The sequence below is a fragment of the Nocardioides ultimimeridianus genome, assembly GCF_054777895.1.
In genome coordinates this window covers 89,742-102,977 of sequence record NZ_BAAHAB010000013.1, presented here as the reverse complement: position 1 = coordinate 102,977, position 13,236 = coordinate 89,742, and the positions used below count along the sequence as shown (strand labels likewise).

The following is a 13,236-nucleotide window of genomic DNA, read 5'->3' as shown; positions in this document are numbered from 1 at the left end:
CCAGCGCAGGGTCGGCGAACCTACTGCCGAGCGAGCAGCGGTTGGAGGTACAGCCACGTCCACGAGTCCCTTCCGAGCGACCGGGGCGCCACGCTACCGCTGTCGCTCAAGCCGGCCGTCGGTGCACCCCACGTCAGCTTGCCGGTGCGCTGGTCGAACGAGGCGACGGTGCGGCTGTTCATGCGCGAGTAGTCCGGTGCGAGCCGGCGCAGGTTCTGCTCGCCGCGGACGTTGCCGTCGGTGATCGGCTCGGCACAGTGCGCCTGGGTGTCCATCGCCCAGTTCGCGCCGTTGGAGGGGCTGCGGTGCCGCGTCGTCTCGTAGCCGCGGCGGCACAGGGTGTACCCGCCGAGCGGCTTCTCGCTGGCGAGCACCAGGCCGAAGTGGGCGTCGTACTTATTGATGCCGGGGGTCTTGCCGACCACGACGTACCCGGCGCCCACGGCGTACGGGTAGACCACCAGCGCGAGCTTCAGGCCCGGCAGGTTCTGCACCACGATCCGACCGGTCACCACGATGCTGTTCAGGATCGAGGCGAGGTGGACCTGGTTCTGCTCCAGGAAGGTGCGGAGCTGCGAGGCGGCGAACGAGCCCTTGTCGATGACCTTGCGCAGCGACGGGTCGTCGCCGGCCAGGGTCGTCGAGAACGCCGACAGACCGCGGGCGAAGGCGCGCAGCGCGGAGTCCGAGGCCACCTGGGTGTTGAGCACGGTGTTGCTGTCGCGGATCAGGTCGCGAGTGACGCCGAAGTTGTCGTTGGCCGTCTTGATGAACGACGTGCTGGTGTCGATGATGCGCTGCAGGTCCGGGCCGGTGCCGTCGAAGGCCTTGCCGAGCTCGTTGATCGAGGTCTTCAGGGACTTCCTGTGCACGCTGTGCACGGTGGTCACGATGTCGGACAGCAGCTGCTGGGTCGCGATCGGGATCTCGGTGCGATCGATCTGCGAGCCGTCGGTCAGGTACGGGCCGTCGTCGGTCTGGGGCTGCAGCTCGACGTACTGCTCACCGACGGCCGATCGGTTGCCGACCACCGCGACCAGCCGGTCAGCGGGGATCTTGTTCCACTTGTTGTCGATGTCGAGCTTCACGTCGACGCCGTCGTGGGTCAGCTCCATGTCGCTGACCTTGCCGATGGTGACGCCACGGTAGGTGACCTCGGCGCCGGTGAAGATGCCGCCGGAGGAGTCGCCGTAGTGCGCGGTGACCGTGTAGGACTCGTTGAGGACCAGGCGGTCGAGCTTGGCGTAGCGGGCTCCGACGTAGCTCACGCCCAGCAGCGTGATGATCGTGAAGATCAGGAGCTGGACCTTCGTGCGTCTGGTGATCATCGGCTCGCCCCCGTCGCGTTCAGCGGCGCCGCCATCAGCTGGAGCATGTCGACGTCGTACTCGTGCGTGAAGGTGTTCCAGCGCGCCTCGTCATGCCGTTGCCGCGACGTCATCGGCGCCGGTCGCGCGAGGCCCAGGCTGTGCAGCAGCTGCTGCACCGAGCTGGTGGTCCCCGAGCCCGACCCGCTGGTCGTGCCGGAGCCGGACTTGGCCACGTTGCTGCACAGCAGCGGCAGGCTGATGCCGCCGTCGAGGCAGAGGTTCTTGATCAGCGCCTGCGGCAGCTGCGCGCACGCCGACGGGTTGGACAGCTTGCACTGGCTGAGCGTCTGCTGGACGCCGGCACAGAGGTTCTTGAGGTTGATCAGCTGGTCCAGCGACTCGTTCGGCGGCAGCCCGCTGAGCGGGATGCAGATGACGTCGGGCAGCGAGAGGTTGTTCAGGTCCAGGTCGAGGTTGACCGACAGGTTGACGTAGTCGCCCATGTGCAGGTTGCGCGCGACCTGGGGATCGCGGCCGACCGACTCGTCGATGAACGGGTAGGTCAGGAAGGTGCTGAAGGAGTTGACGAAGTCCTTGCCCGCGGCCGAGATCTGGGTGAGGACCGGGTTCAGCGACCGCAGCGACTCGATGGTCGAGACCTTCGTCGCCTTGATGACCCGGACGCCCACGTTCCCCAGCTGGGCCAGGGCCTGCAGCATCTTGCGCAGATCGGCACGCTGGCGGTTCAGGGAGTCGACGGCGGAGGGGAGCTTGGTCAGCGCCTGATCGATGCTGCCCATGTTCCGGCGTGCCTGGATGGCCAGCCGGTTGACCGAGGTGATGGCGGCGACGATCTGCTGCTTGCGGCTGTCGAGCTGCGACATCAGCTGCGCGACCTGGGTGAGCACCGAGCGTGCGGAGTCCTCGCGGCCCGCGAGCGCCTGGTTGAGCTCGGAGGTGATGATCTTGAGCCGGCCGATGCCGCCTCCGTTCAACACCAGGCTGAGCGCGCCGAGCACCTCCTCGACCTCGGGGTTGCGACCCGTGCGGGAGATCGGGATGGTCGCGCCGCTCGCGAGCTGTCCCGTGCTCCCGGTCAGCGGCGCGTCCAGGGACACGAACTTCTCGCCGAGCAGGCTGGTCTGGCGGATGTTCGCGGTCGCGTTGGCCGGCAGGTCGGTGTCGTTGCGGATGCTCATCGTCACTTCGGCGGTGTAGCCCTTGCGCTCGACCTTGGTCACCTTGCCGACGGTGACGTCGTTGACCTTGACCGCGGACTGCGGCACCAGGTCGAGCACGTCGCGGAAGTCGGCGGTCACCGTGATCGGGTTGCTGCCGATGTCGGCACCGCCGGGCAGGGGCAGGGAGTACACGTCGAACCCACAGCCACCGAGCATCAGCACGCCCGCGAGGAGCGCGACCGCGGCACGAATCCGGCGCGTCATCACTTCACCACCAGGCCGTTGAGGGTCGGGTCGTAGGGCTGGTCGGACCACGTCCCCTGCCCGAAGGGCTGGACGCGACCCAGGTTCAGGCCCTTGATCACGTTGCAGATGCTGCCGTTGGCGTCCTGCGAGGACACCAGCGCGCACAGGTAGTCGGTCGGATGCGTGGTCAGCTCGGTGACCAGGTTGCCCACGTTGCCGTTGGTGTCGAGCGTGCCGGCCTGCGGGTTGTAGGTGTGGTACAGGTTCGTCAGCGCCAGCGGGGCGGCCTTGACGATCTCGGTCAGCTGGCTGCGCCGCTTGACCAGGATCTTGGTGACCCGGTCCAGGCCGGCGATGTTCTTGCCGAGCAGCCTGCGGTTGTCCTTGACGAAGTGCCCGACGGCGTCGAGGGCCGTGCCGAGGTTGCTCAGCGCGGAGCTCAGGTCGGAGCGCTCCCCGGCGAGCATCGTGGACAGCTTGCCGAGGTTGGTGTTGAAGCTGCGGACCGTGCCGTCGTTCTTGGCCAGGGTGTTGATGAACGACTCGAGCTTGGTCGCGGAGTGGAACAGCTCGTCCTTGTTGTCGTCCAGGGTCGCGCTGAACTTGCCGAAGTCCTTGATCGTCTGGTGGAACTGGGCGCCCTCGCCCCCGAAGTTCCGCGCCGTCTGGTCGAGCAGGTCGGTCAGCGCGCCGGTCTTGTTCGCACCGTTCGGCCCGAGGGCGACGGTCAGCTTGTCGATGCTGCTGTAGATCTGGTCGAGCTCGAGCGGCACCGCGGTGTTGCTCTCCTGGATGATCGTGTTGTCGGCCATCACGTCGCCGCCCTTGTACGCCGGCGTCAGCTGGACGTACCGGTCGCCGACCACGGCGGGAGACACGATGACGGCCTTCGCCGACGCGGGGATCTTGACGTCCTTGTCGTAGTGCATGACGACCTCGACCTGCGTCCCCTTCGGGATGATCTGGTCGACCTTGCCGATCGCGACGCCGAGCACCCGCACGTCGCTGCCCTCGTAGAGCGACACCGCACGCGGGAAGTAGGCGGTGACCGTCTTGTCACCACTGCCGCTGCCGAACAGGTAGACGGCTCCGGCGATCACCAGTGCCCCGATGATCGCGAGCGGCAGCCAGCGCTGGATCTTGGCGCTCATCATCCACCTGCCTTCGGGCCCGGGATCGGCGGCAGGTTGTAGATGTAGGTGTCGAACCACGGTCCGTTGCCCAGCGTGCTCGCGAACACGCGGTAGAACGGCGCCATCAACCGTACCGAGTTGTCGATGTTGTCCTCGTTCTTGTTCAGGATGTCCACGACGTTGGCGAGGTGCTGCAGCGCCGGGTGCAGGTCGGCCTTCGTGTCACGCACGAGGCCGGTGAGCTGGGTGCTGAGCGTGACGGTCGCCTTGAGGAGGTTGTGGATGGCCTGCTTGCGCAGCAGCACCGCCTTGAACAGGCTCGCGGACGCCTTCATCAGCGACACGATGTCCTGGTCACGGGCGTCGAGGACGGTCGAGACCCGGTCCAGGCTCTTGAGCAGCGTGTTGACCTGGGCGTCGCGCGACGCGACGACCCGGGACAGCGCGGAGACGCCCGTCAGCGCGCGCCGGAACGAGGCCGGCGTGCTGCGGGTCAGGTCGGCCAGGGTGGTCAGCGACCGCGCCAGCTGACCGGTGTCGATGTTCCCGGAGTTGCGGGCCAGGCCGGTGAAGGCGTCGACCACGTTGTACGGCGAGCTGGTGTGCTCGACCGGGATCGTCGACCCGTGCGCCAGCTCGCCGCTGCCCTCCGGCACCAGCGCGAGGTACATCGAGCCCAGGATGGTCTTGACCTGGATCGCCGCCTCGGTGTCCTGGCCGAGGGTCGCGTCGGTGTTGATCTTGAACCCGACGTGGACCTTGTCGCCCTCGAGCTCGACGGAGTTGACCTTGCCGACGCGGACGCCGGCGATGCGCACCTCGTCGTTGACCTTGAGGCCGCCGGCCTCGCTGAAGTCGGCGTAGTAGGTGTCGCCCGCACCGATGATCGGCAGGTCCTGGGCACGCAGCGCAGCGGTGAGCAGGAGCACCAGCGTCACGATGCTGAGGGCACCCACGATCACGGGGTTGCGTTCGCGGAAGGGCTTCATCGTCTCTCCCGCCTCATCCCAGGTTGCATCGGTCGGCGCCGATGTTGACGGAGGGCTGGGCGAGGACCTGCTTGCCCAGGCGGACGGTGGCCACGAAGTGGCACAGGTAGAAGTTGAACCAGGAGCCGTACGTCGCCGTGCGCCCGATCTTGTTCAGCTTGATCGGAAGCACCTGCAGCGCACGGTCCAGCTCCTGCTTGCCGTTGTCGAGGTTGGTCGCGACCGCACGCAGCTGGTGGATGTCGGCCACGAACGGCGGCCGCAGCCCCTGGACCAGGCTCGCCGTCTGCACCGACAGCGCGGAGATGCTGTTGAGCGACCCCAGGATCGGACCGCGGTCCTTGTTCAGGCCCGTGACCAGCCGCTTGAAGCTGACGATGAGACGCCCCAGCTGGTGGTCGCGTGCCGCCACGTGGTTGAGCACGTAGGACAGGTTGTCGAGCAGCTGCCCGATGACCTTGTCCCGGTCGGCCAGCGTCTGGGTCACCGAGGCGGTGCTGGACAGCAGGTTCTGCAGGGTGCCGCCCTCGCCCTGGAAGACCTGGACGATCTCGTAGGACAGCTTGTTGATGTCGTCGGGCGACAGCGCCGCGAACAGCGGCTTGAAGCCGTCGAAGAGAACGGTCAGGTTCAGGGCCGGCTTGGTCCGGCTGATCGGGAGCGTCCCGCCGGAGGGGAGGACGGTGTCCGAGGTGCCCTGCTGGTACAGCGAGATGTAGCGCTGGCCGAGCAGGTTGCGGTACTTGATCTGCGCGTGGGTCGCGTCGTCGAGCCGGACGTCGGAGTCGACGCTGAAGGTCACCTCGGCCTGGTTGTCCTTGGTGATCGAGATGTCCTTCACGGTGCCGACCCGGACCCCGGCGACCCGGATGTCGTCACCCTTGTTGACGCCCGCGGCGTCGCTGAAGATCGCCTCGTACTTGTGCGTGCTCCGGAACGACAGGTTGCCGATCGTGATCACCAGCAGGCTCGTCGCGAGCCCGGTGGTGAGGACGAAGCAGAGCAGCCGGACGAGATCCTGCGAGGTCTTCTTGTCGAGTCCTGCGCGGGGCATCAGGAAGCACCTCCCACGGCCAGCGGACCGGCCTGGAGCACGGAGAGCGGGTCGGCGGCGTCGGCGCCGTACTGCTGCTGCAGGAGCCGGCGGAGCACGTCGACGTCACCGGGCGTGCCCCGGTAGCCGAGGCCGCTGGTGCCGAAGCTCGGCGCCGGGCGCTGCACGTTGCCCTTGCCGCTCTGGCCGCGGCTCACGCCGTCGTCCATGAAGGGCAGGCCCGGGTAGGGGTGCTCCTGGCTGTAGGGCAGGTTCGGCAGGCCGTGGCAGCTGGGGCCTGCGGCCGCGCCGAAGTGCGGCCGGTCCTTGGGCGAGTACGGGTTGGGCTGGTGCGGCAGCGTCTCGAGAACGATGTGCAGCTCGAAGCCGCGGAACGCCTCGGCCAGCCGGCCCTGGACGTGGACCAGCGCGTGCGACATGCAGGGGATCTCCACGGCGTACCGCGCGACGACCTTGAGGATCCTGGTGCTCAGCACCCCGGCCTCGCGCAGGTTGGCCTCGTTGCGGCTGAGGAAGACCCGCGCGGTGTCCGCGAAGGAGCGCACGTCACGCAGCGTCTGGGTCAGCGCGGTCTCCTTCTCCTGGAGGGTGCCGGTGGTCTTCACGGTGTTGTCCAGGATGGTGGCGATCTGCGGGAAGATGTCGGCGTAGGTGTCGGACACCTTGGCCGTCTCCGAGAGGTCCTGCAGCAGCTGCGGGATCTGCGGGTTGATCTTCTTCAGGTAGGTGTCGACCGTCGTCAGGCTCTGGCCGAGCTGGTTGCCGCGGCCCTCGAGTGCGGTCGAGATGGCGGTCAGGGTGCTGTTCAGATCGGCCGGCGAGACGGTGCGCAGCAGCGGGTAGAGGTCGTTGAGGACCTCCTCGACCTCGGTGCTGACCGCGGTCCTGGTGATGACGGCGCCGGTCTGGATGCTCGTGCCGGCCGGGCCCGTCGACGGGATCTCCAGCGACACGTACTTCTCACCGAACAGCGTCTTCGGCACGATCGCACCGGTGACGTTGGAGGGGATCTCGCTGATCTTGTCGGGATAGAGACCCAGCGTGATCTTCGCGCCGTTCTCGCCATCGGCCTCGGACTTCAGCACCTCGCCCACGATGACGCCGCGGATCTTGACGTCGGCGCGGGTGGGCAGCTGGAGGCCGATGGTCGAGGTCTCGAGGGTCACCCGGTCGTAGCTGGAGAACTTCTTGGTGAACGTCGCGTAGGTCAGGTACACCGAGCCCAGCAGCAGCGCGATGAACACCACGCCGAGCAGACGCGGGGAGCGGAGCAGAGACATCTCCCCTCACCCCGCCAATCTGACGGTGGTCGACGCGCCCCAGATCGCCATCGACAGCAGCAGGTCGACGACGTTGATGGCGACGATGCTGGTCCGGACGGCGCGGCCCACGGCCACACCCACTCCGGCGGGACCACCGCTCGCGGCGTAGCCGTGGTAGCAGTGGATGAGGATCACGATGACGGCGAAGACGAGCACCTTGCCGAACGACCACAGCACGTCGCCGGGTGGCAGGAACTCGTTGAAGTAGTGCTTGTAGGTGCCGACGGACTGCCGGTAGTACAGCGTCACGACGAGCTGGCTGGCGACGTACGACGACAGCAGGCCCACGACGTAGAGCGGGATGATGGCGATGAGGCCGCCGAAGACCCGGGTCGCCACGAGGTACTGCATCGACGGGATCGCCATGACCTCCACGGCGTCGATCTCCTCGGAGATCCGCATGGCGCCCAACTGGGCGGTGAAGCCGCAGCCGACCGTCGCCGCGAGGGCGATGCCCGCGACCAGGGGCGCGATCTCGCGGGTGTTGAAGTACGCCGACACGAAGCCCGCGAAGGCCGCCGTGCCGAGCTGGTTGAGCGCGGCGTACCCCGACAGACCCACCTGCGCGCCGGTGAAGAAGGTCATGCCGATGATGACGCCGACCGTGCCGCCGATGACGGCCAGCGCACCCGAGCCGAGGGTCACCTCGGCCAGGATCCGCAGCACCTCGCGCGGGAAGCGCACGACCGCGCGCGGGACGGCCGCGAGCACCCGCAGGTAGAAGCTCAGCTCGTGCCCGAGGGTGTCGAGACCCTTGAGGGGTCGCTCGTAGATCGCCTTGACGTTCGCCATCGCCGTGTCCTCCCTCAGCCCGTCTTCGGAGGAATGATCTGGAGGTAGATGGTGCTCAGCACGAAGTTCACGATGAACAGCAGCAGGAAGGTGATGACGACCGACTCGTTGACCGCGTCGCCGACACCCTTCGGGCCGCCCTTCGCGTCCATGCCCTTGTACGACGCCACGATCGCGGCGATCAGCCCGAAGACCAGCGCCTTGATCAGGCCGATCCACACGTCCGGCAGCTGGGCCAGCGCGGTGAAGCTGGCCAGGTAGGCGCCGGGCGTGCCGTCCTGCAGGATCACGTTGAACACGTAGCCGCCGACGACGCCGACGACGCTCACCATGCCGTTGAGGAACACCGAGACGAGCATGCAGGCCAGGACCCGGGGCACGACCAGGCGCTGGATCGGGTCGATGCCGAGCACCATCATCGCGTCGAGCTCTTCACGGATCTTGCGGGCCCCGAGGTCGGCCGCGATGGCCGAGCCGCCGGCGCCGGCGATCAGCAGGGCCGTGCCGATGGGCGCCGCCTGCTGGATGACCGCGAGCACCGACGCCGACCCGGTGAAGGACTGCGCGCCGAACTGCTTGATCAGGCCACCGACCTGCAGCGCGATGACCGCGCCGAAGGGGATCGCGACCAGCGCCGTCGGGATGATCGTGACCGAGGCGATGAACCAGGCCTGCTGGACGAACTCCCGCAGCTGGAACGGACGGCGGAACAGTCCGCGCCCCACGTCGAGCGCGAAGGCGAAGAGCTTTCCTGCCGTCCCTACCGGCCGGAAGACCCGAGCTGCCGTGAGGGACATGGTGTGGGGGTGTCCCGTCAGTGTGCCTGCGAGGATCCGCTGGCGTGCTCGGCTTCCTTGGTGAAGGAGCCCGGCGGCGGGGTGATGCCGTGCTCACGACACCAGGCGCCCGGCTCGCGCTGAGAGCGGCGCGGGATGCCGTTGGACGGCTCGAGCTGGAGGGGGATCGGCGGGAGCGGCGGAAGGTTCATGTCCTTCTCCGCGGCCAGCTGGTCGGCGTCCTTCTCCTCCGACATGCCGATCGGACCGACGGTCTGGGCGTTGAGGAACTGACGCACCACGGGCTCGTCGGAGGACAGCAGCATCTCGCGCGGACCGTACATGGCCAGGTGCTTGTGGTAGAGCAGGCCGATCTGGTCCGGCACGATCCGCACCGAGTGGATGTCGTGGGTCACGATCAGGAACGTCGCGTCGATCTGGGCGTTCAGGTCGATGAAGAGCTGGTTGATGAACGAGGTGCGGACCGGGTCCAGACCGGAGTCCGGCTCGTCGATCAGCAGGATCTCGGGGTCGAGGACCAGCGCGCGGGCCAGACCGGCACGCTTGCGCATACCACCGGAGATCTCACCGGGGAGCTTGTCCTCGGCACCGAGCAGACCGACCAGGTCCATCTTCTCCATGACGATGTCACGGATCTCGGACTCGCCCTTGCGAGTGTGCTCGCGCAGCGGGAACGCGACGTTGTCGTAGAGGTTCATCGAGCCGAACATCGCGCCGTCCTGGAACAGCACGCCGAACAGCTTGCGGACCTCGTAGAGCTCCTTCTCGGAGCAGGAGGCGATGTCGGTGCCCTCGATCACGATCGAGCCCTCGTCGGGCTTGATCAGGCCGATGAGGGCCTTGAGGAAGACGGACTTGCCGGTACCGGACGGGCCCAGCATCACCGAGATCTCGCCGGCGGGGAGGGTCAGCGTGACACCCTTCCAGATCAGCTGCTTGCCGAACTGCTTGGTCAGGTTGGTCACTGCGACGTCGACGCCCATTTGAACCCTCTCTCCAAAACACGGTTGGCCTGCCGGAGCCATGGCGGCCCGAGGCTCGCGCCTCGCACTGTGGCCTGGGCCACGTCGTACCGGTCAGTACAACGCCATCCCGACGGGCAGGTTACGCGCAAACCGTGGCCCCCGTCACGCTTTGCCGGCTTCCGAGACAGTTTCGTTGCGGCAACGTGTCCGAGCGCGGACGAGGTTCGCGGGAGGATCGAAAAAGACACGAGCGGGCTCCCCCGAAGGGAAGCCCGCTCGCGGGTGGATCAGAACGTCACTTGAGGGTGACGCTGGCGCCGGCGGCCTCGAGGGCCTCCTTCGCCTTGTCAGCGGTCTCCTTGTTGACCTTCTCCAGGACGACCTTCGGCGCGCCCTCAACGAGGTCCTTGGCCTCCTTCAGGCCGAGGGAGGTCAGAGCGCGCACCTCCTTGATGACGTTGATCTTCTTGTCGCCGGCGCCCTCGAGGACGACGTCGAACTCGTCCTGCGCGGCAGCCTCGTCGGCACCGCCCGCGGCGCCGCCGGCGGCGGGGGCAGCGGCAACGGCGACCGGGGCAGCGGCGGTGACGCCGAAGGTCTCCTCGAACTGCTTCACGAACTCGGACAGCTCGATCAGCGTCATCTCCTTGAACGCGTCGAGCAGCTCGTCAGTGCTGAGCTTCGCCATGGTGGCGTCTCCTTCTTGGTTCTCTGGCCGCACCATGCGGTGTGAGCCGGGGTTTCAGGTGGTGTACGTCGGCCTGAGGTCAGGCGTCGGTGGACTCGGCCTCGGGCGCCTCGGCGGGAGCGGCCTCGTCGGCAGCCTCCTCCGTGACGACCTCAGCGGCCGGGGTCTCCTCGGCAGCGGCCGGAGCACCGGCACCACCTGCGAGGATCGAGGGGTCCTCCTGCGCCTTCGCCTCCAGGGCGCCGGCGAGCCGGGCAGCCTGGGCGAGCGGGGCGTTGAGGAGGTAGACGGCCTGGGAGAGCGAGGCCAGCATCGCGCCGGCCATCTTGCCCAGGAGCACCTCGCGGGACTCGAGATCGGCCAGCTTGGCGATCTCGGCCGGGTCGAGGATGTTGCCGTCCAGAACGCCGCCCTTGATCACAAGAGCGGGGTTCGCCTTGGCAAAGTCACGCAGGCCCTTGGCGGCCTCGACGACATCGCCCTTGATGAAGGCGATGGCGGTGGGACCGGTGAGGAGCTCGTCGAAGCCCTCGATGCCCGCCTCAGATGCGGCGAGCTTGGCCAGCGTGTTCTTGACCACGGCGTAGTTGGCGTTCGCACCGAGGGAGCGACGCAGCGTCTGCAGCTCCTTGACGGTGAGACCGCGGTACTCGGTCAGCACAGCGCCAGCGGATGCACTGAACTCGTCAGTCATCTCCGCGACGGCGGCCTGCTTGTCTGCCCGCGCCATGGGTCTCCTTCCGGATCGGATGAGACCGCGTGCCTGTCCGGCCCGCAAATGACGATCGCCCCGGGCACAGGCTCCGGGGCGGGGACGAGCGGCCATTCTCAGGTCGCGCGGCACTGCTTCGAATCCTGCGCGGGTCGCCCTTGCGGGACCTTCGACCGGCTCCACCCGTCATCACTTCGGGGCAGCACCGGCGACCAGCGGTCTCTGGTTTCAAGAGGCAAGACTACGGACGCCCGCCCGGCGTACCAAATCGTCGGTGCTGGCACGATAGGTGCTGTGACGACGCTGACCCAGGCCTCCCCCGCCGACCTCGCCGAGCGGCTCACCGCCGCACGTGCCGACTACGCCTCGCTGCAGGCCAAGGGCCTCCAGCTCGACCTCACCCGCGGCAAGCCCGGCGCCGACCAGCTCGACCTCTCCGACGGGCTGCTCACGCTGCCCTCGACGACCAAGGACCGCGCCGGCGTCGACGTCCGCAACTACGGGGAGCTGAACGGCCTGCCGGAGATGCGCGAGATCTTCGGCGACCTGCTCTCCGTGGCGCCGGACCAGGTGGTCGCGGGCGGCAACTCCAGCCTGTCGATGATGTACCAGGTCGTCAGCTGGCTGCTGCTCAAGGGCGGCCCCGACTCGCCCCGTCCGTGGAAGGACGAGCCGGTCGTGAAGTTCATCTGCCCGGTGCCGGGCTACGACCGGCACTTCACCATGCTGGCCGAGCTCGGCATCGAGATGGTCACCGTGCCGATGCACGAGGACGGCCCGGACGTCCCGGCGGTGCGCGCGCTCGTCGCCGACCCGGCGGTCAAGGGCATGTGGCTGGTGCCGACGTACGCGAACCCGACCGGCTCGGTGTGCACCACCGAGGTGGCCGCCGAGCTGATGGCGATGGAGACCGCCGCTCCCGACTTCCGGATCCTGTGGGACAACGCCTACGCCGTGCACCACCTCACCGACGTCGAGGTGAAGAGCGCGGACGCCCTGAGCCTGGCCGCGGTCTCGGGTCACCCGAACCGGCCGATCATGTTCGCCTCGACCTCGAAGATCACCTACGCCGGCGCCGGCGTGGCCTGCCTGGCCGCCTCACCCAACAACGTCGCATGGTACCTGCAGCGACTCGGCTTCGCCGCGATCGGCCCGGACAAGATCAACCAGCTGCGGCACGTGGAGTTCTTCGGCGACGCCGACGGCGTACGTGCCCACATGCGCAAGCACCGCGACCTCATCGCGCCGAAGTTCGAGGCCGTGCAGACGGCGCTGACCGCGCGGCTCGACGGACTCGGCATCGCCACCTGGAGCCGGCCGACCGGCGGCTACTTCGTCGACCTCAACGTGCTCGACGGCACCGCCAGCCGGACCGTCCAGCTGGCCAAGGAGGCGGGCATCGCCCTGACGCCCGCCGGCTCGGCGTTCCCGCTCGGCAAGGACCCCGACGACCGCAACATCCGGCTCGCGCCGACCTTCCCGTCCCTCGCGGAGGTCGAGACGGCGATGGCCGGCGTCGCGGTGTGCGTCGAGCTCGCCGCGCTCGAGGCCCTCACCTCCTGAGCACCGGCGGCAGGTACGCCGCACCCGGCTCGTCCCCGCGGACCCCGGCCACGTCGCCGGGGTTCGCGATGCCGCAGTGCTTGAGGGACAGGCAGCCGCAGCCGATGCAGGAGTCGAGCCCGTCGCGCAGCCGCTCGAGCGCACCGATGCGCTCCTCGAGCCGGGCACGCCAGTGGTCGGAGATCCGTGCCCAATCCGCCTTGGTCGGCGTCCGGTTCTCGGGGAGCCGGCCGAGCTCCTCCCGGGTCTCCTCGAGGGTGAGGCCGATGTTGCTGGCGGCGCGGATGAAGGCCAGCCGGCGCAGGACCGCACGCTCGTACTCCCGGCGCCCGCCGGGGGTCCTGCCCGCCGCGATCAGCCCCCGCTCCTCGTAGAAGCGCAGCGCCGAGGGGGCGAAGCCGCTGCGCCGGCTCACCTGGGTCACCGTCAGCCGATCGTGTCGATCCATGCCGCTCCTCAGCCTTCCCCTTGAACTCAAGTTAAC

Annotated in this window: 13 protein-coding genes; 1 reads left to right on the top strand and 12 read right to left on the bottom strand. The window is 68.2% G+C overall.

The genetic code is table 11. The features are described 5' to 3' along the window. Positions 1 to 20 precede the first annotated feature (20 nt). The 11 genes from ACYU8V_RS13805 to rplJ all read right to left on the bottom strand — a co-directional run bounded on the left by ACYU8V_RS13805 (position 21) and on the right by rplJ (position 11,207). Positions 21 to 1,328, bottom strand: coding sequence for an MCE family protein (locus ACYU8V_RS13805; protein ID WP_460848132.1), 1,308 nt, complete (start codon positions 1,326 to 1,328; stop codon positions 21 to 23). Further along, complete coding sequence (locus ACYU8V_RS13800) at positions 1,325 to 2,755, bottom strand: MCE family protein (RefSeq protein WP_460848130.1); 1,431 nt, start codon at positions 2,753 to 2,755, stop codon at positions 1,325 to 1,327. The genes ACYU8V_RS13805 and ACYU8V_RS13800 overlap by 4 nt, the downstream gene beginning before the upstream one ends. Then, a complete protein-coding gene (locus ACYU8V_RS13795; RefSeq protein ID WP_460848128.1) occupies positions 2,755 to 3,888 on the bottom strand; it encodes an MCE family protein in 1,134 nt (377 codons plus the stop codon). Before ACYU8V_RS13795 ends, ACYU8V_RS13800 begins: the two co-directional genes overlap by 1 nt. After that, positions 3,888 to 4,859 (bottom strand): MCE family protein, encoded by a 972-nt coding sequence (locus ACYU8V_RS13790; RefSeq protein ID WP_460848127.1) that lies wholly within the window; start codon positions 4,857 to 4,859, stop codon positions 3,888 to 3,890. Before ACYU8V_RS13790 ends, ACYU8V_RS13795 begins: the two co-directional genes overlap by 1 nt. Positions 4,860 to 4,872: 13 nt before the next feature. Further along, positions 4,873 to 5,913, bottom strand: a complete 1,041-nt coding sequence (locus ACYU8V_RS13785; protein ID WP_460848126.1) for an MCE family protein — start codon at positions 5,911 to 5,913, stop codon at positions 4,873 to 4,875. Next, positions 5,913 to 7,193 carry an MCE family protein gene (locus ACYU8V_RS13780; protein ID WP_460848125.1) on the bottom strand — a complete coding sequence of 427 codons (1,281 nt, stop codon included), beginning with the start codon at positions 7,191 to 7,193 and terminating at the stop codon, positions 5,913 to 5,915. Before ACYU8V_RS13780 ends, ACYU8V_RS13785 begins: the two co-directional genes overlap by 1 nt. Positions 7,194 to 7,199: 6 nt before the next feature. Next, the gene (locus tag ACYU8V_RS13775) at positions 7,200 to 8,027 is read right to left on the bottom strand and encodes an MlaE family ABC transporter permease (protein WP_460848123.1); all 828 of its coding nucleotides are present in this window, start codon (positions 8,025 to 8,027) and stop codon (positions 7,200 to 7,202) included. Between the two features lie 14 nt (positions 8,028 to 8,041). Next, complete coding sequence (locus ACYU8V_RS13770; RefSeq protein ID WP_460848122.1) at positions 8,042 to 8,824, bottom strand: MlaE family ABC transporter permease; 783 nt, start codon at positions 8,822 to 8,824, stop codon at positions 8,042 to 8,044. 17 nt (positions 8,825 to 8,841) lie between these two features. Then, entirely contained in the window at positions 8,842 to 9,807 is a 966-nt protein-coding gene (locus ACYU8V_RS13765) for an ABC transporter ATP-binding protein (protein WP_460848121.1), read from the bottom strand. A gap of 277 nt (positions 9,808 to 10,084) precedes the next feature. Beyond that, complete coding sequence (gene rplL, locus ACYU8V_RS13760) at positions 10,085 to 10,477, bottom strand: 50S ribosomal protein L7/L12 (protein ID WP_460848119.1); 393 nt, start codon at positions 10,475 to 10,477, stop codon at positions 10,085 to 10,087. Positions 10,478 to 10,556: 79 nt separating this feature from the next. Next, positions 10,557 to 11,207: a 50S ribosomal protein L10 gene (rplJ, locus tag ACYU8V_RS13755; RefSeq protein ID WP_460848117.1), complete on the bottom strand. Its 651-nt coding sequence runs from the start codon at positions 11,205 to 11,207 to the stop codon at positions 10,557 to 10,559. 276 nt (positions 11,208 to 11,483) lie between these two features. Here rplJ and ACYU8V_RS13750 point away from each other — a divergent pair, with 276 nt between their 5' ends. Then, complete coding sequence (locus ACYU8V_RS13750; RefSeq protein WP_460848116.1) at positions 11,484 to 12,752, top strand: PLP-dependent aminotransferase family protein; 1,269 nt, start codon at positions 11,484 to 11,486, stop codon at positions 12,750 to 12,752. Here the strand turns inward: ACYU8V_RS13750 and soxR are convergent. Further along, complete coding sequence (gene soxR, locus ACYU8V_RS13745) at positions 12,742 to 13,200, bottom strand: redox-sensitive transcriptional activator SoxR (protein WP_460848115.1); 459 nt, start codon at positions 13,198 to 13,200, stop codon at positions 12,742 to 12,744. The two genes, ACYU8V_RS13750 and soxR, sit on opposite strands and share 11 nt — an antisense overlap. Positions 13,201 to 13,236: the final 36 nt, after the last annotated feature.